General features: G+C 67.9%; 24 protein-coding genes. 13 read left to right on the top strand and 11 right to left on the bottom strand.

Annotation, left to right across the window (positions count from 1 at the left end; translation table 11 throughout):
- Positions 1-12 precede the first annotated feature (12 nt).
- The gene (locus tag BST44_RS01540; RefSeq protein WP_083174756.1) at positions 13-1,089 is read left to right on the top strand and encodes a phosphotransferase family protein; all 1,077 of its coding nucleotides are present in this window, start codon (positions 13-15) and stop codon (positions 1,087-1,089) included.
- Positions 1,090-1,094: 5 nt separating this feature from the next.
- Here the strand turns inward: BST44_RS01540 and BST44_RS01535 are convergent, their stop codons facing one another.
- Genes BST44_RS01535 through BST44_RS01525 form a run of 3 tightly spaced genes read right to left on the bottom strand, consistent with a single transcriptional unit; the run spans position 1,095 to position 3,602 of the window.
- On the bottom strand, positions 1,095-1,523 hold the full coding sequence (locus BST44_RS01535; RefSeq protein WP_083174594.1) for a pyridoxamine 5'-phosphate oxidase family protein: 429 nt from the start codon (positions 1,521-1,523) through the stop codon (positions 1,095-1,097).
- Positions 1,524-1,576: 53 nt separating this feature from the next.
- Positions 1,577-2,398: a mycofactocin-coupled SDR family oxidoreductase gene (locus BST44_RS01530; protein ID WP_083174592.1), complete on the bottom strand. Its 822-nt coding sequence runs from the start codon at positions 2,396-2,398 to the stop codon at positions 1,577-1,579.
- Positions 2,399-2,429: 31 nt separating this feature from the next.
- Positions 2,430-3,602 carry an acyl-CoA dehydrogenase family protein gene (locus tag BST44_RS01525; RefSeq protein WP_083174590.1) on the bottom strand — a complete coding sequence of 391 codons (1,173 nt, stop codon included), beginning with the start codon at positions 3,600-3,602 and terminating at the stop codon, positions 2,430-2,432.
- Positions 3,603-3,775: 173 nt separating this feature from the next.
- On the opposite strand from BST44_RS01525, the gene fabG reads away from it, so the two are divergent.
- The 6 genes from fabG (at position 3,776) to BST44_RS01495 (ending at position 9,355) form a co-directional block, all read left to right on the top strand.
- Entirely contained in the window at positions 3,776-4,516 is a 741-nt protein-coding gene (gene fabG, locus BST44_RS01520; protein WP_083174588.1) for a 3-oxoacyl-ACP reductase FabG, read from the top strand.
- A gap of 87 nt (positions 4,517-4,603) precedes the next feature.
- Complete coding sequence (locus tag BST44_RS01515; RefSeq protein ID WP_083174586.1) at positions 4,604-5,821, top strand: acetyl-CoA C-acetyltransferase; 1,218 nt, start codon at positions 4,604-4,606, stop codon at positions 5,819-5,821.
- Between the two features lie 65 nt (positions 5,822-5,886).
- Positions 5,887-7,011 carry a CoA transferase gene (locus BST44_RS01510; RefSeq protein ID WP_244184707.1) on the top strand — a complete coding sequence of 375 codons (1,125 nt, stop codon included), beginning with the start codon at positions 5,887-5,889 and terminating at the stop codon, positions 7,009-7,011.
- 25 nt (positions 7,012-7,036) lie between these two features.
- A complete protein-coding gene (locus BST44_RS01505; RefSeq protein ID WP_083174582.1) occupies positions 7,037-8,230 on the top strand; it encodes an acyl-CoA dehydrogenase family protein in 1,194 nt (397 codons plus the stop codon).
- Between the two features lie 2 nt (positions 8,231-8,232).
- Positions 8,233-8,925, top strand: coding sequence for a GntR family transcriptional regulator (locus BST44_RS01500; protein ID WP_083174580.1), 693 nt, complete (start codon positions 8,233-8,235; stop codon positions 8,923-8,925).
- Between the two features lie 67 nt (positions 8,926-8,992).
- On the top strand, positions 8,993-9,355 hold the full coding sequence (locus tag BST44_RS01495) for an Rv1352/Rv1906c domain-containing protein (protein ID WP_083174579.1): 363 nt from the start codon (positions 8,993-8,995) through the stop codon (positions 9,353-9,355).
- Here BST44_RS01495 and BST44_RS01490 read toward each other — a convergent pair.
- From BST44_RS01490 to BST44_RS01465, 6 genes are read right to left on the bottom strand one after another with little or no spacing between them, the layout of a single operon-like run.
- Entirely contained in the window at positions 9,352-10,878 is a 1,527-nt protein-coding gene (locus tag BST44_RS01490) for a class I adenylate-forming enzyme family protein (protein ID WP_083174577.1), read from the bottom strand. The two genes, BST44_RS01495 and BST44_RS01490, sit on opposite strands and share 4 nt — an antisense overlap.
- Positions 10,871-12,475, bottom strand: coding sequence for a class I adenylate-forming enzyme family protein (locus tag BST44_RS01485; protein WP_083174575.1), 1,605 nt, complete (start codon positions 12,473-12,475; stop codon positions 10,871-10,873). The genes BST44_RS01490 and BST44_RS01485 overlap by 8 nt, the downstream gene beginning before the upstream one ends.
- Entirely contained in the window at positions 12,465-13,943 is a 1,479-nt protein-coding gene (locus BST44_RS01480; protein ID WP_083174573.1) for a class I adenylate-forming enzyme family protein, read from the bottom strand. Before BST44_RS01480 ends, BST44_RS01485 begins: the two co-directional genes overlap by 11 nt.
- Positions 13,943-14,743, bottom strand: a complete 801-nt coding sequence (locus tag BST44_RS01475) for an enoyl-CoA hydratase/isomerase family protein (RefSeq protein ID WP_083174571.1) — start codon at positions 14,741-14,743, stop codon at positions 13,943-13,945. Before BST44_RS01475 ends, BST44_RS01480 begins: the two co-directional genes overlap by 1 nt.
- The gene (locus BST44_RS01470; protein ID WP_083174569.1) at positions 14,734-15,546 is read right to left on the bottom strand and encodes an enoyl-CoA hydratase/isomerase family protein; all 813 of its coding nucleotides are present in this window, start codon (positions 15,544-15,546) and stop codon (positions 14,734-14,736) included. The genes BST44_RS01475 and BST44_RS01470 overlap by 10 nt, the downstream gene beginning before the upstream one ends.
- 9 nt (positions 15,547-15,555) lie before the next feature.
- Positions 15,556-16,368 carry an enoyl-CoA hydratase/isomerase family protein gene (locus BST44_RS01465; protein ID WP_083174567.1) on the bottom strand — a complete coding sequence of 271 codons (813 nt, stop codon included), beginning with the start codon at positions 16,366-16,368 and terminating at the stop codon, positions 15,556-15,558.
- Positions 16,369-16,499: 131 nt separating this feature from the next.
- On the opposite strand from BST44_RS01465, the gene BST44_RS01460 reads away from it, so the two are divergent.
- On the top strand, positions 16,500-17,207 hold the full coding sequence (locus BST44_RS01460) for a hypothetical protein (RefSeq protein ID WP_083174565.1): 708 nt from the start codon (positions 16,500-16,502) through the stop codon (positions 17,205-17,207).
- Complete coding sequence (locus BST44_RS01455; protein WP_083174563.1) at positions 17,204-18,100, top strand: enoyl-CoA hydratase/isomerase family protein; 897 nt, start codon at positions 17,204-17,206, stop codon at positions 18,098-18,100. Before BST44_RS01460 ends, BST44_RS01455 begins: the two co-directional genes overlap by 4 nt.
- A 19-nt stretch (positions 18,101-18,119) precedes the next feature.
- On the opposite strand, the gene BST44_RS01450 is transcribed toward BST44_RS01455, so the two are convergent.
- Positions 18,120-18,932, bottom strand: a complete 813-nt coding sequence (locus BST44_RS01450; protein WP_083174561.1) for a TetR/AcrR family transcriptional regulator — start codon at positions 18,930-18,932, stop codon at positions 18,120-18,122.
- Positions 18,933-19,152: 220 nt separating this feature from the next.
- Between BST44_RS01450 and BST44_RS01445 the strand changes: the two genes are divergently transcribed.
- Together BST44_RS01445 and BST44_RS01440 are read left to right on the top strand one after the other, a co-directional pair.
- Positions 19,153-19,950: an SDR family NAD(P)-dependent oxidoreductase gene (locus BST44_RS01445; RefSeq protein WP_083174559.1), complete on the top strand. Its 798-nt coding sequence runs from the start codon at positions 19,153-19,155 to the stop codon at positions 19,948-19,950.
- Between the two features lie 44 nt (positions 19,951-19,994).
- On the top strand, positions 19,995-21,002 hold the full coding sequence (locus BST44_RS01440; RefSeq protein WP_083174557.1) for a dihydrodipicolinate synthase family protein: 1,008 nt from the start codon (positions 19,995-19,997) through the stop codon (positions 21,000-21,002).
- A gap of 85 nt (positions 21,003-21,087) precedes the next feature.
- Here the strand turns inward: BST44_RS01440 and mbp1 are convergent, their stop codons facing one another.
- A complete protein-coding gene (gene mbp1 / locus BST44_RS01435) occupies positions 21,088-21,324 on the bottom strand; it encodes a microaggregate-binding protein 1 (RefSeq protein ID WP_083174555.1) in 237 nt (78 codons plus the stop codon).
- A 281-nt stretch (positions 21,325-21,605) separates the two neighbouring features.
- Between mbp1 and BST44_RS01430 the strand changes: the two genes are divergently transcribed.
- The gene (locus tag BST44_RS01430; RefSeq protein WP_083174754.1) at positions 21,606-22,448 is read left to right on the top strand and encodes an enoyl-CoA hydratase; all 843 of its coding nucleotides are present in this window, start codon (positions 21,606-21,608) and stop codon (positions 22,446-22,448) included.
- A 30-nt stretch (positions 22,449-22,478) separates the two neighbouring features.
- Positions 22,479-23,681: an amidohydrolase family protein gene (locus tag BST44_RS01425; protein WP_083174753.1), complete on the top strand. Its 1,203-nt coding sequence runs from the start codon at positions 22,479-22,481 to the stop codon at positions 23,679-23,681.
- Positions 23,682-23,686: the final 5 nt, after the last annotated feature.

Raw genomic sequence — 23,686 nt, 5'->3', positions numbered from 1 at the left:
GGCGTGCTGTTCATGAGTGCTGTGGTATCGATCCCGCGGTATCCCGGCGACGTGACCCCGCGATGGCTGTCGGCCGCGTTGAGCGGGCGTGGCGCGCCCGTCGAGGTCGCCGACGTGGACGTGGTTGCGATCGGCACCGGTCAGACGGGAGCAACGTACCGGGTGTCCGCCCGCTACGCGACGGACCCCGCCGACCTCCCGGAAACGTTCGTGATCAAGCTTCCGGCCCAGGACGACGCCGTGCGCGACCGGGTCGTCATCGGATATCGCAGCGAATGCGCGTTCTACTCGTCCGTGGCCGACCGGGTGCAGGTGCCGACACCACGGTGCTTCTACTCCGAGATTTCCGAGGACGCAATGGAGTTCGCCTTGCTGCTCGCCGATCAGGCGCCGGCCGTGCAGGGTGACCAGCTCGCGGGCTGCGGCGAAGACGAAGCGCGCCTTGCGGTTACCGCTCTGGCCGGCCTGCACGCGCCCAGCTGGTGCGATCCGGTCTGGCTCGATTTCCCGGGCATCGCGTTCGGCAGGCCCGACGAGGCCGGGGCCGGCGGCATGGGCGAGGTGGCGAAGATGAGCGCCGACATCACGCTGGACAAGCTGGGCGATCGGATGAGCGCCGAGGACCGCGACACCTTCAGCGCGGCAATGGGTTCGGTGACGCCGTGGCTGCTCGCCGAGTATGACCGGTTCGCCCTGCTGCACGGCGACTATCGCCTCGACAACCTGTTGTTCGACCCCGACCGAACCCGGGTCAGCGTGGTCGACTGGCAGACGCTCGGTGTCGGTTTGCCGGCCCGGGATCTGGCCTACTTCACCGCGACGAGCCTCGACTGCCAACTGCGCGCGAGCATCGAACGGGAGCTGGTCGCCGACTACCACCGGGCCTTGACGGCTTGCGGGGTCACCGACTACGACGCCGAAACGTGTTGGCGCGATTACCGCCTCGGTGTGCTGCAGGCGCCGCTGATCTCCGCGCTGGGGTTCGCGTTCGCCGCCGCGACCGAGCGCGGCGACGACATGGTGCTCGCGATGCTCAGCCGCGGGTGCCGGGCGATCCGTCAGCTCGGGACGCTGGAGCTGATCGGCTAGATCGCTCAGAGGTCGCCGGTGAAGTCGGCGCTGAGCCAGCGGTCGGGGCGAATGGTGAACATCACCTCTTCCACGCCCTCCATGCTGCGGATGAACGCCCGCCCGCCTTCCTCGCCGAGGTAGCGGATCGCGATGGCTTCCTGCACGTCGGCCGGGGCCGGGTTGGTGGTGTCGACAACGGTGCCTTCGACCACCACGTACTGATAGGGCGGGTCCTCGCGCTGAGCCACCAGCGTCACCCGGCCGGCCCGCTCGATGAGCCGGGCCTTGCGGCTGGACGCCCCGGTCATGATCCGGACGTTCCCGCCCGGGGTGTAGTCGTACCAGATGGGGACACTGGCCGGCGGCCGGCCGTCGGCGGCGTCGACGGACAGGACCGCGACGTGCTTGCCGGCCAAAAACTCCTGACGTTCGCTCTCGGTGAAGGCTTTCATGTGCCCTGCAAGCGCCGATGCCGGGAAATCTATTCCCGGCATCCAGCGGCCGCTCAGTACTGCGTCGAGCCTTGGTCCACCGGGATCCGGGCCGCGGTCACCTTGCGTGACTCGTCGCTGGCCAGCCAGCACACGGTGTCGGCGATCTCGTCCGGCTCGGCGACCCAGTCGGGCAGGAACGGGGTGAGCACGTGGTTCAACTGCGGGTTGGTCTCCATGGCCTTGCCCACGGCCGCGACCATGTCGCCGGTGCCCATCGGAGTGTTCACCGGGCCGGGGTGCACGCTGTTGACCCGGATGGAATGCTTGCCCAGCTCGGCGGCGAAGGCCCGCGCCATCCCGGTGACGGCGTGCTTGCTGGCCGTGTAGTGAATCATGAACGGCTGCATTTTCATGCCGGCCGCGGAACTGATCAGGATGATGGAGCCGCCGCGACCGCCTTCGATGATCTTGTCCGCGCCGGCCATCACGGTGTTCCAGGTGCCCGTCACGTTGATGTCCATGACGTCGCGGAAGTTCTCCGGGGTGATCTCGTTCCAGGGCTGCGGAGCCGCGACACCGGCGTTGGCGACGATGATGTCCAACCGCCCGAGCGCGGCCGCACCGTCGTCGACGGCTTTGCGAAGCCCCTCGAAGTCGCGGGTGTCCACGACCGAGGCGATGATCCGGCGGTTCGTTTCCTCAACCAGGCGGACGGTCTCGCTGAGGTCGTCGGGAGTCGCCGGGTCATAGGGAACGCACGACGGCAGCTTGCCGGCGATGTCGACGGCGATGATGTCGGCGCCCTCCCGCGCCAGACGAACCGCGTGCGCCCGGCCCTGCCCGCGCGCCGCTCCGGTGATGAATGCCACTCTGCCCGCAAGCTTGCCGCTCATTATTGCTCCTTTACTGGGGTCGGCCGGGCCGTCATCGCTGCGCCGCTTTGACCAGGTTGGACCCGATGATCAATCGCTGAATCTCGCTGGTGCCCTCGTAGAGCCGCAGCAGCCGCACATCGCGGTAGATGCGCTCGACCGGGACACCGTGCATGTAGCCGCTGCCGCCGTGGATCTGCACCGCCAGATCGGCTACGTTGCCGGCCATCTCGGTGCAGAACAGCTTGGCGGCCGAGGGCGCGACCCGGCGGTCTTCGCCGGTGACCCAGAGCCGCGCGGCGTCGCGCACCAACGCGCGGCCGGCCAGCACCCCGGTCTGCTGGTCGGCGATCATCGCCTGGACCAGCTGGAAGGTCCCGATCGGCGCGCCGCCCTGCGTGGCGGTGGCCGCGTAGCTGACCGACTCGTCGAGCGCGCGTTGCGCGGCGCCGACCGCCAGCGCGGCGATGTGGACCCGGCCCCGGGCCAATGAGGTCATCGCCGCCCGGTAACCGATGTCTTCGCTGCCGCCGATCAGCGCGCCGTCCTGGACTCGGACGTCGTTGAAGGTGACGTCGGCGGTCCAGGCGCCTTCCTGACCCATCTTGGCGTCCTTGGCTCCGACCTCCACGCCCTGGGTGTTCGCGGGAACCAGGAACACGGCGATCCCCGGGCCCTCTTCGTCGGCCGGGCGGGTTCGCGCGAACACCACGAACAGGTCGGCGACCGGCGCATTGGTGATGAAGCGCTTCTGCCCGGAGATCACCCAATCACCGTCGTCACGAACGGCTTTCGTCCGCAGGCCGGCCGGGTTCGAGCCGGCGCCGGGCTCGGTCAACGCGAAGGAGGCGACGACGTCGCCAGACGCCATCGATTCCAGCCACCGGGACTTCTGTTCGTCGGTACCGAAGCCGACCAGAACCTGGCCGGCGATGCCGTTGTTGGTGCCGAACATCGATCGCAGCGCCAGCGAGGTGTACCCCAATTCCATTGCCAGCTCGACGTCTTGCATCAGGTTCAGGCCGAGGCCGCCCCAGCGCTGGGGGATCGCGTACCCGAACAGCCCCATCTTCTTGGCCTCGTCGCGCAGGTCGTCGGGCACCCGGTCCTCGGTCAGGATCTCCTGCTCGCGCGGGACCACGGCGGTGCGGACGAAGTGACGGGTCTGGGCGAGGATGTCCTGAAAATCGTCGTCGGCGACCTCGGGCGGTTCGGTGATGGTCATAGGCGGACGCTCCATCTTTGGCACTGGTTGGTCGCGAGTCGCTCAGCCACGGCGGGCCGGCCAGCTCAACGGTCCGGTGTGGCAACCCGGCACCGGAGCAGATCCTATATGAAATATGATATTCGACTGCGGGGGCGTCCCCCGGACCACATCGCGGAGGAAGGCGGGATCAGGTGTCGTTGCTCGACGGTCGGACGGCAGTCATCACGGGTGGTGCGCAGGGGCTGGGGTTCGCCATTGCCCAGCGGTTCATCGCCGAGGGGGCGCGGGTTGTGCTCGGCGACCTGAACCTGGAGGCCACCGAAGCCGCGGCCACGGCGCTGGGGGGCGGCGACGTCGCGCTGGCCAAGCGGTGTGACGTCACCAGGGCCGCCGAGGTCGAAGGGCTCATCTCGGCCGCGGTCGAAGCCTTTGGTGCCCTAGACATCATGGTCAACAACGCCGGGATCACCCGCGACGCCACCATGCGCAAGATGACCGAAGAGCAGTTCGACCAGGTCATCGACGTGCACCTGAAGGGCACGTGGAACGGCACCCGGCTGGCCGCCGCCATCATGCGGGAGAACAAGCGCGGCGCCATCGTCAACATGTCCTCCGTGTCGGGCAAGGTCGGCATGATCGGCCAGACCAACTATTCGGCGGCCAAGGCCGGAATCGTCGGGATGACCAAAGCCGCGGCCAAAGAGCTCGCGTACCTGGGGGTCCGCGTGAACGCGATCGCTCCCGGCTTGATTCGGTCGGCGATGACCGAGGCCATGCCGCAACGCATTTGGGACGAGAAGGTGGCGGAGATCCCAATGGGCCGCGCTGGTGAGCCCAGCGAAGTCGCCGGTGTCGCTTTGTTTTTGGCCTCCGACCTGTCCTCGTACATGACCGGCACCGTCATGGAGGTCACCGGCGGTCGGCACATATGAGTTCTATCGGGACGAGCAGACGCAAAATCGCCCGAATCACCCCGGATTCGGGGGTTTTTGCGTCTGCTCGGCGGGGAGGGGGTAGCCGTGCGCGAGACCGTCATCTGTGAACCCGTGCGGACGCCGATCGGGCGCTACGGCGGGATGTTCAAGCCGCTGACCGCCGTCGACCTCGGGGTCGCCGCCCTCAAGGGCCTGCTCGAGCGGACTTCCATCGCGCCCGAGGCGGTGCAGGACGTGATCCTCGGCCACTGCTACCCCAGCAGCGAGGCGCCGGCGATCGGGCGGGTGGTGGCGCTGGATGCGGGCCTGCCGGTGACGGTTCCCGGGATGCAGGTCGACCGCCGCTGCGGCTCGGGCCTGCAGGCGGTGATTCAGGCGTGCTTGCAGGTGGGCAGCGGCGATCACGATCTCGTCGTCGCCGGCGGTTGCGAAAGCATGAGCAACGTCGCCTTCTATTCCACCGATATGCGTTGGGGCGGCGCACGAACCGGCGTGCGGGTGCACGACGGACTGGCGCGCGGACGGACCACCGCCGGCGGCCGTCACCACCCGGTGCCCGGCGGAATGCTGGAGACCGCCGAGAATCTGCGCCGCCAGTACGGCATTTCGCGTCTGGAGCAAGACGAACTCGCGATGCGGTCGCACCAGCGCGCGGTCGCGGCGCAGAAGGACGGCACCCTTGCCGAGGAGATCATCCCGGTCGCGGTGCGCACCCGCCACGGCGAGGACCTGATCGACACCGACGAGCATCCGCGGGCCGACACGTCGGTGGAGTCGTTGAGCAGGCTCAAACCCATACTGGTGAAAGATGATTCGGAGGCCACGGTCACTGCCGGCAATGCCAGCGGACAGAACGACGCGGCGTCGATGTGCTTGGTGACGACGCCGGAAAAGGCGGCCGAATACGGCCTGACCCCGTTGGTCCGCCTGGTGTCCTGGGGCCTGGCCGGGGTGGCGCCCCACATCATGGGCATCGGGCCGGTACCGGCGACAGAGGTGGCGCTCGCCAGGGCGGGCCTGCGGCTGTCCGACATCGACCTCATCGAACTCAACGAAGCCTTTGCCGCACAAGCGCTTGCGGTCATGCGGGAATGGAATTTCGGCGACGCCGATCGGGAGCGCACCAACGTGCACGGATCGGGCATCTCCCTGGGCCACCCCGTCGGCGCGACGGGCGGACGGATGCTGGCCACCCTGGCCCGCGAACTCAACCGCCGCGAGGTGCGCTACGGGCTGGAAACCATGTGCATCGGCGGCGGCCAGGGTCTGGCCGCCGTGTTCGAGCGGGTCGCCCCGACGTGACCGGCCCCCTGAGTGGCATCAGCATCGTCGAGGTGTCCAGCTTCGTCGCCGCCCCGCTGTGTGGCATGACGCTCGGTCAGCTCGGCGCCGAGGTGATCCGGATTGATCCGGTCGGTGGCGCGTCCGACGTGCAGCGCTGGCCGCTGGCGGCGGACGGCACCTCGATCTACTGGACCGGTCTCAACAAGGGAAAGCGTTCGGTCACCATCGATCTGCGTGCCCCGGAAGGGCAAAAGCTGGTCCAGCGCCTGATCGTCGAGGGGGACGGCGTGGTGGTGACCAACGCCGCCGGCCTGTCCTGGCTCAGCCACGAGGCGCTGACGCAGCGGCGGCCCGACGTCATCCACGTGCAACTGCTGGGTCGCGGTGACGGGTCCACCGGAGTCGACTACACGGTCAACGCCGGCATCGGGTTCCCCCTCGTCACCGGTCCCGACGATCAGGCGGGCCCGGTCAATCACGTGCTGCCGGCGTGGGACGTGTGCTGCGGCCTGTACGCCGCGCTGGCCGTGGTCACCGCGGTCCGCCGCCGGGAGGCATCGCAGGTGGGCGCGCGGGTCACGCTGGCGCTCGAGGACGTCGCGCTGGCCACCGCGGGAAACCTGGGACTGCTGACCGAGCCGCAAGTCACCGGCACCCAACGCCAACGACTCGGCAACGCCATCTACGGCCAGTACGGCCAGGACTTCGTCAGCGGCGACGGCGCCCGGTTCATGGTTGTCACCTTGACGCGCCGGCACTTTCGCGACCTGGTCGATGTGACCGGCGTCGGCGCCGCCGTGGCGGCGCTCGCCGATGCGCTCGGTGTCGACTTCGGCTCCGAGGGCGACCGCTACCGGTACCGCGACGTGTTGTCCGGGCTGTTCGCCACCTGGTTCGCCGACCACACCGCCGACGAGATCACCGCCGCGCTGTCCGGCACGACGGTGCTGTTCGAGCGATACCGCACCTTCGCCGAGGTCGCGGCCGGCCCGAAAGTGACCGCCAACCCGCTGTTTTCCCGATTGCACCAGGACGGCCTGGGAGACTACCTCGCCCCCGGCCTGCCGGTCGCGTTCGACGGCGCGCACGCCGCCGGCGCTCCGGCGCCCAGGCTGGGGCAGGACACCGCCGACCTTCTCGAGCGGCGACTGGGGTTGAGCACCGCCGACATCGAACGCCTGGCGAAGGCGAAGACCATCGCTTGCTGAGCAAGCCGAGACGGAAAGACAGCGCATGACCAAACTCGCCCAGACCCTCGGGTTGACCGAATTTCAGACCGAAATCATCGCCACCGTAAGGCAGTTCGTCGAGAAGGACGTCATTCCCAGCGCCGCGGAGCTCGAACGCGGCGACACCTATCCGCAGGACATCGTCGACCGGATGCGCGACATGGGCCTGTTCGGGCTGATGATTCCGCAGGAGTACGGCGGCCTGGGGGAGTCGCTGCTGACCTACGCGCTGTGCGTCGAGGAGCTGGCGCGCGGCTGGATGAGCGTGTCCGGGGTGCTCAACACCCACTTCATCGTGGCCTACATGCTGCGCCAGCACGGTACCGAGGCGCAAAAGCAGCGGTTCCTGCCCCGGATGGCGACCGGCGAGACGCGAGGATCCTTTTCGATGTCGGAGCCTGAGCTGGGCTCCGACGTGGCGGCGATCCGGACTCGGGCGGTGCGCAATCCGGATGGCGGCTACACCATCAACGGCCAGAAGATGTGGCTCACCAACGGCGGCAGCTCGACGCTGATCGCGGTGCTGGTGCGCACGGACGAAGGCGCCGACAAGCCGCACCGGAACCTGACCGCATTTCTGGTGGAGAAGCCCACGGGGTTCGGTGAAGTCGTGCCCGGCCTGGTGATCCCCGGCAAGATCGACAAGCTGGGCTACAAGGGGATCGACACCACCGAGCTCGTCTTCGACGGCTACCGGGCGACCGCCGACGATGTTCTGGGCGGCACCCCCGGGCAGGGCTTCTTCCAGATGATGGACGGCATCGAGGTCGGCAGGGTTAACGTGTCGGCCCGCGCGTGCGGTGTCGGCATCCGCGCTTTCGAACTGGCGGTCCGCTACGCCCAGCAGCGCCACACCTTCGGCAAGCCCATCGCCGAACACCAGGCCATCGCGTTTCAGCTGGCGGAGATGGCCACCAAAATCGAAGCCGCACACCTGATGATGGTCAACGCGGCCCGCCTGAAGGATTCGGGGGAGCGCAACGACGTGGCCGCCGGGATGGCCAAGTATCTTGCCAGCGAGTACTGCACCGAAGTCACCCAGCAGAGTTTCCGGATCCACGGCGGCTACGGCTATTCCAAGGAATACGAGATCGAGCGGCTGATGCGCGATGCGCCGTTCCTGCTCATCGGCGAGGGAACCAGCGAAATACAGAAGTCCATCATCAGCAAGCGCCTGCTCGCCGAGTACCAGGTGTAGCGGTGACGGTCCCGGATTTCGCGGCGCGACCGCAACTTTCCGACGATGTCGCTCGGCTGATCCGCCAGCGGATCTTCGATGGCACCTACCGTGCGGATTCCTATGTCCGCCTGGACCAATTGGCCGCCGAGTTGGGAATCAGCGTCACACCGGTGCGGGAGGCGCTCTTCGCGCTGCGCGCGGAAGGGCTGATCGCCCAACAGCCAAGGCGCGGGTTCATCGTTTTGCCGGTGACCGGGCGCGACGTCACCGACGTGGCGAACGTGCAGGCTCACGTCGGTGGCGAACTCGCGGCGCGGGCCGCCGTCAACATCACCGACGACCAACTGAGCGAACTCAAACAGATCCAGGCGGAGCTCGAAGACGCCTACGCCGGTGACGACGACGAGCGGACGGTGCTGCTGAACCACCAGTTCCACCGCGCCATCAACGTCGCGGCGGACTCGCCGAAACTCGCCCAGCTGATGTCCCAGATCACCCGTTACGCACCGGAATCGGTGTTTCCCGCCATCGAGGGCTGGCCGGAGCAATCGATGCGGGACCACCGCCGGATCTTGTCCGCGCTGAGGAAGCGCGATGGCCGGCTGGCCCGGTCGGCGATGTCGCAACACCTTGCCGCCGGTGCCGTTCCGTTGATCGACCACCTCACCGCTCGTGGCGTCGTCGTCGACGCCGGGCGCCCGGCGTCTGGCTAACTGTTGTCTCCCGCGCGCGCCTCGGCTTAGGCTGCCATCGGAGGGGGCAACAATAGAGCGAGGAACAGTGCCCCGAACGATTCGCCCATCGGCCGTGTTGGTTGCAGCCACGGTCGCGATAGCCCTTGCACCGCCGGCCGTCGCCGAACCGCTCGACCCGATCCCCGGCAACGGAGTGTTTGTCGTGGGGCCCGACATCGCGCCGGGCCTCTACCACACGGGCGGGTCGGGGTCGGCCTTCGGTGTGTGGATCAACAACGTGCCCACCCAGGAGTCGATGTGCTCGTGGTTCACCTACAGCACGCCCGATGCGAACAAGGAGCACGTGCTGCAGACGAATACGTCGATCGGGCCGATGTACGCGAACATCAACTCCGCGGTCAAGGCCTTCGAGTCGCAGAATTGTCAACCGTGGACGCGGGTTTCCTAGGGCCGGTTCGCCTCGCGCAGCATCTCCCGCAACCGACCGGTGTCGACCTTGCCGGTGCCACCGCGCGGGACGTCGTCGTCGGAGTCCAGCAGCAGCCATGCCGTCGGCACCTTGAAGGCGCTGAGCAACTTTCGAGCGCACCGGGTCAGCGTTTCCGCGGTCACGCCGTCGCACACCACGGCCGCGCCCACCCGTTGGCCCGCCGTGCCGGGCACGTTGGTGACGTAGGCGCTACGGACGCCCTCGACGGTGCGCAGCGCCCGTTCGACCTCACCGGGATAGACGGTCGCGCCGCTGACCTTGAACATGTCGTCCGAGCGCCCGTGGTAGAAAAGGAACCCCTCCGCGTCAAGGTGGGCAAGGTCGCCGGTGGGGTAGAAGCCGTCGACGGTGAACACGTCTTCCCGGCCGCGACCGCAGATGCCGCGCAAGGTGTGCGGACCCCGAATCTGGATGATGCCCACGGCGCCGGGTGGGGCCGGCTCACCGCTGTCGGGGTCGACGATGCGAAAGTCCATGCCGGAGAACGGCTTTCCGCAGCTGCCCCACCCCGACTCGGGCATGTCGCTGTCGGCGCGATAGCCGCAGTACGGGCCGAATGCCTCGGTCATGCCGAACAGCGCGGCCCGGGCGCCGGGTGGGGCCCGCCGTTCGGGCGGCAGCAGGGCCTGCAGGCTGCCCGGCCGAAGTGCCGAGAGATCGGCGCCGACCGTGGCGGCGTGCCGCGCCAGCGTTTCGGCCTGGTCCGGCCAGCCGCGAAACAGCGTGACCCGCTCGGCTTCCAGCAGCCGCAGCGTGGTCTCCGGCCGTGGAATCTGCTCGGTCACCAGCGTGGCGCCGGCCAACAGCGTGGACAGTATTCCGCTGCCCAAGCCGCCCACCCAGAAGAACGGCATGGGTAGGTACAGGCGGGTGTCGGCGGTGATGCAGCGCGCGGCCAGGCCCGAGCCGACGGCGCCCAGTGCGCTGCCGTGCGAATGCATGACGCCCTTGGGCGCCCCGCTGCTGCCGGAGGTGAACATGATGGCCAACGGGTCGGCGGGCCTGACCGCCCGTGCCATGGCGTCGACGAGCCGGCGGGCTCCATCGCCGGCGGTGGCGTCGGCGAGCCGCTCGGCCGTCCAGACCTGGCGCAGGGCGGGAAGCTGGGTGCGGGGCGGCAGGTCGTCGAGGTAGCGGTGCCCACGGAATTCGTCGACGCTGACCAGGAATTGCACCGCGGCGGCCCGCAGCTGCGCGGCCAGTTCCCCCGCCGTCAGCAGCGTGCTCAGCGGAACCAGCACGGCACCGACGCGGGTCAGGGCGATGGCCACCTCGACCCAACGGGCGCCGTTGGGCATGATCAACCCGACCCGGGTGCCCTTGACGACGCCGGCCTCGGCGAATACCGCGGCGAGATGTCTTGTCACCGAATCGAGTTGGCGGTAGCCGGTGCGATTCCCCGGGTCGATCACCATCGGCTTGTCGCCGTAGCTCGCGGCGCGGGAACGCACCAATTCGTCGATGGTGGCCGAGTCAGGCATCGAGCAGCTTCCTCAGGCGCGCCCTGTCGACCTTGCCGCTGGAGAGCAACGGCAGTTGCGAGCGCGACACGGCGAGGAACCGGCGGGGGATCTTGTATGCCGACAATTCCGCCCTCAGCCGGTCGCGCAGGACCGCCTCGTCGAAGGCGGCGCCGTCCGGCACCGCCACCACCGCCGCTACCAGCTGCCCGCGCCGGGCGTCGGGCACGCCGACGACATGGGCCGTCAACCCCCCGGTGACCCGGGCGATGGCCCGCTCGACCTCGTCGGCCGAGACGTTGGCGCCCGCCGTTTTGATCATCGTGTTCAACCGGCCGACGTAATAGAAGAATCCGTCGGCGTCGACGCGCACCAAATCGCCGGTGTGGAACCAGCCGTCGGCGTCGAAGCACTCCTCGCGGCTGCGGCCGTAGTAGCGCTGCATCACGTACGGACCGCGGATGCACAGTTCGCCGACCTCGCCGACGGCGGCCGGTGGAGCGGCCGCGGTGTCGATGACCCTCGTCTCGAAGCCGGGCGCCGGCTTGCCGAAGGATCCGCGCCGTTCCTCCGGTTGATCGGTTTCGTCGCCGCTGATCAACACGACGCTGCCGGCTTCGGTCAGGCCCAGCATGTTATGCCGCAGTTCCGGGTCGGCCGGCCGAACGTCGGGCGCCATGATGGGGTACAGGTTGCCGCGACGCATCGACGACAGATCACGGCGCGCAAAGCTCGGGTGATCGGTCAGATGGACGATTCCGGCGCTGAAACCGTTGGTGACCGTGGGTCTCTCGGTCTCCAGCAGGTCGAGCGTCGCCGCCGGGTCGTCGGCGTTGGAGCACACCAGGGTCGAGCCGGCGACCAACGTGGCGAGCAACCCGAACGCGAAGCCGCCGATCCAGAAGAAGGGCGAATTGCAGAACAACTTGTCGTCGGCGGTCAGACCGCGGATCGCGTTGAGGTTCCGTTGATGTCCGAGCAGCGCGGCGTGCGTGTGCACCACCCCCTTGGGGGCGCTGGTGGAGCCCGACGTGTACACGATCGCCAGCGGATCACAGCCGTCGACGTCGTCTTGCGTCGCGGCCAACAGTCCGGGGTCTACGGTACCGGCCAGCCGGTACAACCGGTCGACGTCGCGGACACGCCGGACGGCGCCGGGGTGGTGGTCGATGAATGCGTGCCGCAGTTGGGGTGTGGCGGGGGAGGATAGCGTGCGCCCGGAGTCGAAGTCCGGGTCCGACAGCACCTCGGCCAGTCGGTGTCCGTAGTCGTGGCCGCGGAAAGAAGCCGCGGCCAAGAGAATTTCGACGTCGCCGTCGCACAGCTGCTCGCGCATCTCCCGGGCGGTGACGAACGTGGAGAAGGGGATCACCACCGCGCCGATTCGCGCCGCGGCGAGCATCGCGACGACGAACTCCGGGCCGTTGGGGTAGAGCACGCCCACATGGGTGCCTTTGCCCGCGCCGACCGCGATCAGCCCGCGGGCGAGCTCCGCCGAGCGCGCCTCGGCGTCGCGGTAGCTGATGCGGTCGCCGTCGCAGACGAGGAGCGGATGTTCTCCGCGCGAACGACTCTGGTCCTTCAGGACGTCGCCGACCGTCGGCGTATCACCGCGCATGGTCGCTGTGGGTGGCGGGTGTGTTGAAGAAGCGCTTGACCGCGGCCAGGTCGGCTTTGCCCGACGGTGTCCGCGGGATCGTGTCGACGATCGCGATCTCGGTCGGAATCTCGTAGCGCGCGAGCCTGGTGCGCAGGTGGTCCACCAGCGCGTCGGAGTCGACGGCGGCGGGCCGGCGCAGTTCCACCAGGGCGACCGGCGTCGCGCCCAGGCGCTCGTCGGACCGCCCGACCACGGCCGCGCCGGCCACCGCGGGGTGGCTCTCCAGGGCGGTACGCACGTCGTCGGGCATCACCTTGAACCCGCCGCGGATGATGGCCTGGTCAGCCCGCCCGAGTATCCAGACGAAGCCGTCCGCGTCGATGCGCGCGATGTCCGTGGTCCGCATCCACCGCGCCGACGGCCCCAGCTGGGCGGGCTTGACCTCGAGCAGGCCGGCCCGGTCGGGGCCCAGCGGCGTGCCGTCGTCGGCGACCACCCTGAGCCGCGCCCCGGGGTTGGCACGGCCGACGCTGCCCCGTTTGGTCGGCCAAAGCCGCCGATAATCGGCCAGCGTCCAGCCAGCCACCCCGCCACCGAACTCCGTTGCCGCGTAAGAGGTCAACACCGGGATGCCGTACTTCTCGGTGAATGCATCGGCGTCGTCGGCCGTGAGCGGCGCCGTGCCGCAGGTGACGGCGCGGATACTCTCCAGATCGGACCTCGGCACGTCGGAGTGCAACACCGTCCGCAGGGCCGCGGGAACCAGGGACACCGTGCGCGGCCGGTGTCTGCGCACCGCCTCGGCCCACGCGTTCAGCTCGAATCGCTCGAGGAGCGCGAAAGGTCTCGCCTCGGCGACGCATTGCAACACCCGGAACACGCCGCCGATGTGCACTAGCGGAGAGTTGACGATCGCGACCCCGCGCCGCAGTTCGGTGGGCGCCGGGGCGAGGCCGGGATCGGAGCCCATCACGCTGCGCGCCAACATGTCGTAGCCGAGATCGACTCGTTTGGGTGGGCCCGTCGTGCCGCTGGTCAACATCCGCACCGCGACGCCCGCCAGCGGGTCGGACCCCGTGACCGGCGGGTCCGCGGGCCGGTCGAGCCGCGGATCGTCCAGACGTCCCGAAATCGCCACGGTGGTCGTCTCGGTCGTCGCGGGGACCAGTGTGGTCAGGTCGTCGGGTTCCCCGATGATCAGCGGCAACCGTAGCGCGGTGATGTCGGCCTTCGTGCGTTCGTCTCCGCGCGACGGGTTGATCGTGACGACGGTGCCGCCGCCGAGCAACACCCCGAGAAAGGCCGCCACCTGACCGGGCCGGTTGCGCAGCAGCATCCCGACCTCGGCGCCGGCGGTGAGGGCAGCGATGCGCTGTGCCGACCCGCCCACCCGAGCCCACGAGTTCCATCGGCCGTCATACTCGATCGCGTGCGCCTCGGGCCGCAGATCGAGGACATGGGCGACGCGTCGACTCAGCGGGTGCATCAGCGGATCCTCGGAGCGCGGGGGGCGCCTTCGCCGCCCGGGTCGTTCCGGGCGGCGAGTTCCGCCACGCCGAGCGGATTGCCCAGCCGCGTGTAGATCAGTCCCTGCTCCATAGCCGCGCGGTATGGCTTGTCGAGCGACTCCCAAATCGCCTTCACCGTGCCCTGTGTCGCGGTCGTGGGTTTCGCGGCGATGGTCGCGGCGATCTCGTGCGCGCGGTCCCAGAGCTGCTGGGCGGGGACCACCTCCGACACCAGCCCGATCCGTAGCGCGGTGTCGGCGCCGACCCGTTCGTCGTTGCCCATCAGCGCGATGCGCAACGTCTCGCCCAGTCCGACGCGCCGCATCAAGCCGATCGGCTCCAACGCGCAGACCAGGCCGGCCGATACGTGCGAGTCGAAGAACGTGGCGTCCTGGGAGCAGATGACCACGTCGGATTCGTTGACGAAGTAGAACGCGCCCGCGGTGCACATGCCCTGCACGGCGCAGACGACCGGCTTCCACATCTTCTGCCACTTGGGGCTGAGCGCCTCACCGGGATCCTCGTGGTTCCAGATGTTTTCGGGCTGGCCGTAGGGCGTCTTGACGTCGAGGCCGGCGCTGAACGCGCGGTCACCGGCCGCCCGCAGCACCACCGCGTTGACCGACTCGTCGTGTTTGACCATGCGCCAGGCTCGCACCAGCTCCTCGCACATGGTGCGGTTGAACGCGTTCAGCTGCCCGGGCCGGTTCAGCGTGATCGTCGCGACCCGGTCTGTCTTGTCGACTTCGAGCAGGATGGTCTCGAACGTCATCGACATTGCCAATCCGGCCTGCGTTTCTCCACGAAGGCCTTGGGCCCTTCGGCCGCGTCCGCGGTGCGCAGCACGCGCTCGCGGAAGGTTTCGGCCATGATCTCGGCCTCGTGGAGCGGCACGTTGAGGCCCTTGAGGATGGCCAGCCGAGTTCCCCGAACGGCCAGCGGCGCGTTGGAGTTGACGACGTCGGCGATCTCACGCGCCCGCTCCATGAGACGGTCGTGCTCGACGATTTCGCTGATCAAACCGAGCTCGTAGGCGCGTTGCGCGCCCATCCTCTCGTGCTTGCCCATCAACGCCATCCGCAGGGCGATCGAGCGGGGCAGCACCCGCGACAGCCGGACCATCTCGCGTCCGGCCACCAGCCCGATGCTCACGTGCGGATCGAAGAAGGTGGCTTGCTCCGACGCGATCACGATGTCCGATGTGGTGACCCAGTCCATGCCTGCGCCACAGCACAACCCGTTGACCGCGGTCAGCACGGGCTTGGCGGCCGTGCGAAACGGCGGAGTGCCCTCCTGCGGTGCCTCCCATTGGTCATAGGTCGACAGGTACGGGCGTTCGTAGATCACCTTGCCGTCTTCGGGAATGGCTTTGACGTCGGCGCCCGTGCAGAACGCGCGACCCGTGCCGGTCACGATGGTCAGCCATACCTTGTCGTCGTTCTCGGCCTCGTCGTAGGCGGCCCGCAGTTCGGTGATCATCTGCGGGCTGAGCGCGTTGAGGGCAGCCGGGCGGTTCAGCGTGATGGTGGCGGTGTGCCCGTCGACCTCGTATTTGATGGTGTCGAACGAGTCAGTAGGCATCCTGCTCCCTCATCGGCCCTGGAATTTCGGTGCGCGCCGCTGCCGGAAGGCTTCCAGGCCCTCCTTGAAATCCGCTGTTCTGCAGGATATCTCGAGGTTGAACAGCTCCTGCGTCATCGATTGGCTCAGCGTCGCGTGCTGGCCGAAGCTCAGCGCCTGCTTGGCCAGTCCCAGAGCCGCCGTCGGTCCGGAGGCCAGCCGCTCGAGCAACTCCTGGGCGGCGTCGTCGAGACCCGCGGGGCTCACCGCCCGGTGGATCAGTCCCCAGTCGGCCGCGTCGGTGGCGCTGACCTTCTCGCCCAGCAGCAGCATTCGCCTGGCCCGTGCCAGGCCGACCAGTCGGGGCAGCAGCCAGGTGGCCCCGGAATCGGGGCTGAACCCCCGGTCCACGAAGGGCTCCCAGAACACCGCGTCGGTGGCGGCGACGGTGAAATCGGCTGCCAGCGCGAGGTTGCAGCCGAACCCCGCCGCCCAGCCCCGCACGCTGCAGAGCACCGGCAGTTGGATGGTCGTGACGAGCTCGATCACCCGGTGGGCGGCGTGCGGGATCCGCCGTACCAGGTCGCCGGCGCGGGGGCGCTGTCGGTCGTTGCTGGCGACCCAGTCGACTCCGGCACAGAAGTCTTCGCCACCCCGAACGTGCACGGCGCGCAACGAGTCGTCGGCGGCGGCTTTGGTGAGCGCATCGACCAACGTCTGAATCATCGCCTGGCTCAGTGAATTACGCCGCGACGGGCGGTCGAGGGTCAGCCGCAACACCGCGCCGTCCCGGCGCACTGTCACCGAACCCTCGGCACCGGCCGCGTCGGCCTCGTGACTCACCGTCGAATCCGGCCTTTCTGCCGATACGGTTACCCATACAGTAGGCAATACCATTGCTACGCTGTATAAGTTAGCAGGGTACGCTGCCGCCGGAAACAGCCGGGCCGGAACCCGAGCGAAAAGAGACGAGCATGGCCTTGCAGGAGGGGCGAGCGGAGGGGCGCGCCGCACCCGAGACGACGCGCACCGGCGACACCAGGTTTGGCGAACGGCCCCTCGCCCAAACCACCGTCGCCGCCGCCGCCATGCGGCGCCTGAGCTCATTGCTGCTGTCCCTCGAGCATCCGCATCCGACGGTCGACACGATGGTGGAGAAGTTCGCGGAGTGGGAGCGCGAACTGTCCGCCGCCGCGCCGGTCGACAACGCACCACGAATCGGCGACCTCCCCGACGACCCCCGGCGCGTCTACCTCAACCACGCAACGGATATCGGCGCCTACAACCCGTGCTTTCCGGAGTATCGGTTCGACCACCTCGATGCCGACAACGCGATCGGGTGGATCAACTTTCCACTGCTCTACGAGGGGCCGCCGGGACTGGTGCACGGTGGCTTCCTCGGGGTCTTCTTCGACTGCGTCATCCAGCACCACAATTGCGTCACGGGCCTTTCCGGCAAGACGCGCTCGCTGGTCCTGACGTTCCGCCGGCCGACGCCGATCTTGACCGACCTGCGGTTCGACATCGCCCGCTCGCAGGTCGAACGCGGCATCGCGTCGACGGCACGGCTGCTGCTCGACGACGATGTGCTGTGCACCGGCGAGGTGAACACACTGGCCGCGCCGCCGGAAAGGCTGGCCGGTTTCCAATTCGGCAGGCGGCGAAGGGAGTCCGACAAATGACCACGCCCCACGCCCCGGACGACCGCGTGCTGTTCGAGGCCGACCACGACCGCCGCATCGCGACGATCACGCTGAACAATCCGGCGCAACGCAACTCCTACGACGCCGCGATGCGCGAGGCGCTCGCCCGCTGCCTGGACCGGGTGGCCGAAGACGACGATCTCACGGTGGTGTTGTTGCGCGGTGCCGACGGGGTCTTCTCGACCGGCGCCGACATGAACAACGCGTACGGCTGGTACGGCCCGCAGGGCGCATCGGGCGACGATGCGGCGGCCAAGCGCCGCCCCAGTCAGCGTCGGCGACTCACCGTGGACCGCAAGTCCTTTGGCTTCTACCACAACTTCATGGGCTTCCCCAAGGTCACGGTTGGCGAGATCGCCGGCTATGCGCTCGGCGGCGGCTTCGAGATGGCGCTGATGACCGACATCTCCGTCATCGCGCGCGACACGAAGATCGGGATGCCGGCAACCCGCTTCCTCGGGCCCGCGCTCGGCAGCCTGCACATGTTCTTCCACCGGCTCGGTCCGGTGCTGGCCCGGCGCCTGCTGCTGACCGGTGACGTCATCGAGGCCGGCGAAGTCGAACACCTGGGAATCTTCACCGAAACCTGCGATACCGCGGCCGTTCCGGCACGCGCGCGGTATTGGGCCGAGAAGGCGGCGAAGATGCCCGCCGACGGAGTCGTCATCGCCAAGGAAGCGTTCCGTCTCGTCGAGCAGAGCCAGGCATACCATGGCGAGGAGGTCGCCAGCTATCTCTTCCACGCCTTCGGCACCAACCTGCAATTCGGTCCGGACGAGTTCAACTTCGTCAAGACCCGCGCGCGGCATGGGACCAAGGAGGCGTTCCGGCTCCGCGACGAATATTTCGACGTGCCGGAACCCGAAGTGTGACAGACCGATTCGGCCGCGGTTAACGAGCGGCCGGCGCCTTGGTACGCGCCCGCGAGGCGGGTGACTTTGCCGCCTTGCGTTGCCGCGACGGCGCCGCCTTGCCGCCCTTGGATCGCTTGCCCTCCTCGATCAGCCGGCTGGCGTGGTCGAGGATGCAGCCGAGGCCGTATTCGAAGTTGGTTTCGTCCGGGGCGCCGATCCGGTGGCCGATCCGGCTGACCTGGGCGAGCAGGGGGGTCTTCTCGGGATCGATGGCGACGGCGTCCTCGATGGCGCGCGCGCCTTCGTCGGAGGATTGGTTCTTCTCGTACAGCCGTTGCAGCACCACCGATCCGCGGACGTGCACCGAAACCGCTGAGTACGTGTCGAACGCATCCTCCGGCGACAGGCCGGCCTCGACCAGGTTGGCGATCGCCTTCTCCATCTCCTCGGCACCCAGGCGCGCAGCCTTCGGGCTGAGCGCGGCCCGAATCAGAATCAGGTCGCACAGAATGGGATTGCCCATGAACGTTTTACGCATCAGGCGGGCATGGTTGCGCAACGTCTCGCGCCAGTCACTGGCCTCGACATAGGGGGTGGCGAATACATACTTGCTCAATGCGCGGTCGGTCATCGCGTTGAGCAAATCGTCCTTCTTGCGGAAGTACCAGTAGATGCTGGTGACACCGACGCCGAGATGTTTGCCGAGCAGCGGCATGCTCAAATTGTCGATGGATACCTGCTCTGCGAGTTCGAATGCGCCACTGATGATGTCATCGGGATTGATGGAACCGCGTTCGCGCCGTTGACGCTTGTCGGCGGTAGCTTGCTTTGCCACTAGGGGCACCTCCATCACGATGTATCCTGTGCGTGCGGTCCAGGAGCCGTTCCGACTCACCTGCGCAAGCTTAGCCGTGTCGCCGCTCGACGACGGCCGTCAGCCGGGCTTTTCTGCAGTTTTCCATCTGCTACTGTAATACCTATCGTAGGCTTTTTGGTAACACGGCTGGACGGGCGAAGATGACCGGGCAGAAGCCATTCACCGAGTCTCCTGGCGAGCCACGGGAATTGCCGTGGATCTAGGCCTGGCCGACGCCGCAACGGTGGTGGTCGGCGGTAGCCGCGGCATGGGTTTGGCCGCCGCCCGTTGCCTCGCCGACGAGGGCGCCCGGGTCGCGGTGGTCGGCCGCAGCCGTGACGCGCTCGACGTGGCCGTCGCGGACCTGAAGAATCGCGGCAGCCCGGAAGCTGTCGGGCTGGCAGCGGACATCGCCGACCCCGGACAGGTTGACGACGCATTCGCCGACCTCGGCCGGCGCTGGGGCGGCGAATTGAATGTGCTCGTCAATACGGTCGGGCCCGGCGCGGCGGGCACTTTCGAGGATCTGACCGACGAACAGTGGCGCCAAGCCGTCGAGGACGGCGCGATGGGGATGGTGCGCTGCGTCCGCGCGGCACTTCCGCTGCTGCGCAAGGCGCAATGGGCGCGCATCGTCAACTTTTCGGCGCATTCGACCCAGCGGCAGAGCGTCATGCTGCCCGCCTACACGGCGGCCAAGTCGATGGTGACGAGCGTCTCCAAGAACCTCTCGTTGCTGTTGGCCAAGGATGAGATCCTGGTCAACGTGGTGTCGCCGGGCAGCATCGCGTCCGAGTCGCTGGTCGGTTGGGCGAAGTCGGTGGGCGTCGACGGTGGCGACCCCTACGCGCTAATGGACGCCATCGCCGAGCACTTCGGCCACCCGGCGCACCTGCCGCGCGCCGGTTTGCCGGAGGAGATCGGGCCGGTGGTCGCGTTCCTCGCGTCGAGGCGCAACTCCTACATGACGGGGGCCAACATCAACGTCGATGGCGGTTCGGACTTCACCTGACCGCAGCGAACGAAGGCAGCTCGGCTGAAGAGAAGGAGTCGACGATGGCGACGGCGAGCGAGGCACGCGCCTGGGCGCGCGGGGCATTACGGGGAATCGGCGACTCCCTCTACACGCCGTTCTGCGGGCGCGATGGCGACGACATCGACTGGGAGGCGTACCGGACGCTGGTCCGCTACTGCGTCGGCGAACTCGGGCACCCGATGCTGTGGTGCACCAGCGGCCTCTCCGAATTCTGGTCGCTGACCCTCGATGAGCGAAAACGCTTGCTGGAGATCGCGATCGAGGAGGGCCGTGCCGCCAACCCCGACGTGGTGGTGCAGGCGTGCACGGCGGCGATCACGGCGAAGGACTGCCTGGATCTGACGCTGCACGCCCAGGAGGCCGGCGCCGACATCGCCTACATCCAGACGCCGATGATGGAGGTGCACGGCGGCGAAGGTGTGCTGCGATTCTTCACCTACATCGCGTCGCGAACGGACATCGCCCTGGGCATGTTCAACTCGCCGTCGTCGGGCTACGTGTTGACCGCTGCCGAAAGCGCGCGGATCTACCACGAGGTGCCCGCCGTGTGCGCCACCAAGGAGGGCGCCTTCCGGCCGGCCAGCAGCCGGATGCTGCATCAACTCGCGCCGAGCCTCGTGCTCTGGGAGTGCGACAAGACCGTCTACCGCGCGGGATGGCTACGCGACGGGATCGTCTGCCCGGCACAGCTGGGCACCGCCGGGTACCTGTTCGAGACGCCGAAACGGCGATTGTTCTCCCAATACTGGGATTTGGTGCAAAACGACAAGCTGCTCGAGGCGATGGACTTCGGCCGGGACTCGGGCCTGGACCAGTTCGACCTCGACGTGGGGTCCTGGTGGACCTGCTACCCGGGCCGGCCGGACTACTTCACCCACTGGGGCGGGGCGTTCAAATACGCCGCGTCGCTTCTGGGGTTGCCGATCGGCGCCTATCCGCATTCCCGGCCTCCGCAAGCCGAGCTCCCGCCCGAGGCGAAGTCGCAGATCAAAGAGGCGTACCTCCGCCTGGGACTCATCGACGCATAGCGGACCCTAACCGACTGCGCTGCAGCCACGCTCAGAAGCAAGGGCCCGGTCACCTGAAGTGACCGGGCCGCAAGCTGTGGCCGAATTACTGCTCGGCCTTTTCGCGCGCTTCCGCGGCTTTGGCCTTCCCCCGGGCCTTTTCGGCCGCGGCTTCCTTCTTCGCCGCGCTGCGCTGCGCGTCGGCCTTGTCCTGCTGCGCCTGGCCCTCGTTGACCAGATCGTTGCGCCCGATGATCGTGCCGAGGATCTCCTTGGCCTTGCCGAAGACGGCCTCGACGACGCCCTGGACCGCCTGGATCGGTCCGCTCTTGATGTCAACCATCGCGTTTCCCCTCCTTGTTCGTGGGTATCTGTGTTCGTTTTCCCTATTCGGCCGTGGTGAGAAACCTGATCGGACGTGTTGCTCGCCACACTCGCAAAACGACACCGGCCAACCGGCTCCCGGGGCGGAGCCGACCGTGCGAATCGTCGCGGCGAAATTCGCTGTTCGGCGGGGGTCCGCGCGGGCCTGGCGGCGGTTGTGGAAAACGGTACCGATAGGTATACAGTATGCGTACAAACACCGCGGAAACGGTGGACGATCGTGAGGAGGGTCCGGGGGAGATGTCCGGCAGCGACGGCACTTCCGAAGACGCGGTGCTCTACGAGGCCACCGGCAGCGGGGTCGCGATTCTGACCTTCAACCGCCCGGACCGCCTCAACGCCTGGGGCCCGGACATCGCCGCCGGGTTCTACTCCGCGATCGACCGCGCCGAACAAGACCCGGCCGTCCGGGTGGTCGTGCTGACCGGCCGCGGTAAGGGTTTCTGCGCCGGTGCCTACCTCGGCGCGCCCGGTTCCGCGCGCACCTACGGCGACACCATGGAGAAGGCGAGTCAGACCAACCTTGCCGACCTGGTCGGGGAACGCCCGCCACATTTCGTGACCGGGCTGCGCAAGCCCGTCGTGGCGGCCATCAACGGAGCCTGCGTCGGCATCGGCCTGACCCAGGCGCTCATGTGCGACGTCCGGTTCGCCGCCGCGGGCGCCAAGTTCGCGGCGGTATTCGCCCGCCGCGGACTGATCGCGGAATTCGGCATCTCCTGGATACTGCCCCGCCTCACCACGTGGGGCGTCGCCCTCGATCTGCTGTTGAGCGGCCGCACCTTTCTCGCCGAAGAGGCGGCCGAGCTCGGCCTCGTCAAGGAAGTGGTCGCGCCCGGGGATCTGATGACCCGTGCGCTCGACTACGCGGAGGACATCGCCCGCAACTGTTCACCGGCGTCCATGGAAGTGATCAAGAGGCAGGTGTACGGCGACGCCACCCGTGACGTCGTGGACGCCACGTCGCGCGCGGAGGCCCTGCTGCACGAGGCGATGCCAAGGCCGGACGTCATCGAAGGCATTACCAGCTTCCTGGAGAAGCGCCCCCCGCAGTTTCCCTCGCTCAATTCGACCGACGCTTAGTGTTCGCCGGCGAGGCCGGAAAGGATGATCATGGCCAATTTGGGTTACCGGGCGATCGACGTCGACAACCACTATTACGAGCCGCTGGACGCCTTCACTCGGCACCTGGACAAGAGGTTCAAGCGCCGTGGCGTGCAGATGCTCAGCGACGGCAAGCGCACCTGGGCGGTGATCGGCGACCGCGTCAACCACTTCATCCCGAATCCGACGTTCGACCCGATCATCGTCCCGGGCTGCCTCGACCTGCTATTTCGCGGTGAGATTCCCGAAGGCGTCGACCCGGCGTCGCTGATGAAAGTCGAGCGGCTGGCCAGCCACCCCGAGTACCAGAACCGGGATGCGCGGATCGCGGTGATGGACACCCAGGACATCGAGACGGTGTTCATGCTGCCGACCTTCGCGTGCGGCGTCGAGGAGGCGCTCAAACACGATATCGAGGCGACGATGGCGTCGCTGCACGCATTCAACCTGTGGCTCGACGAGGACTGGGGGTTTCACCGGTCGGACCACAGAATCATTGCGGCGCCGATCATTTCGCTGGCCGATCCGGTCAAGGCCCGCGAAGAGGTGGACTTCGTGCTGGCCCGGGGGGCCAGGCTGGTACTGGTGCGACCGGCGCCGGTGCCCGGGGTCGTCAAGCCGAGATCGCTGGGCGATCCCAGCCATGACCCGGTGTGGGCCCGGCTCGCCGAGGCGGGCGTTCCGGTGGGCTTTCACCTCAGCGACAGCGGCTACCTGCACATCGCGGCGCAGTGGGGCGGCAAGGCCACTTTCGAGGGGTTCGGCGAGAAGGACCCGCTCGATCAGGTCCTCCTCGACGACCGCGCCATTCACGACACGATGGCCTCGATGATCGTGCACGGCGTGTTCACCCGTCATCCCCAACTTCGGGCGGTGAGCATCGAAAACGGGTCATACTTCGTGCATCGGTTGATCAAGCGACTCAAGAAGGTGGCCAACAATTACCCGCGACATTTCCCCGAGGACCCGGTGGAGCAGTTGCGCAACCACGTGTGGATCGCCCCCTACTACGAGGACGATCTGGCCGAGCTGGCCGCCGTCATCGGCATCGACAAGATCCTGTTCGGTTCCGATTGGCCGCACGGCGAGGGCCTCGAGTCACCCGTGTCGTTTGTCGGGGAGCTCGACGGATTCAGCGCATCCGACATCCGAAAGGTCATGCGCGACAACGCCCTCGATCTCCTCGGCGTTCCGGTCGCCTCGGCTGTCTAGCCGCG

This window comes from Mycobacterium scrofulaceum, assembly GCF_002086735.1.
GTDB lineage: Bacteria > Actinomycetota > Actinomycetes > Mycobacteriales > Mycobacteriaceae > Mycobacterium > Mycobacterium scrofulaceum.
This window is presented reverse-complemented; position numbering and strand designations above follow the sequence as displayed.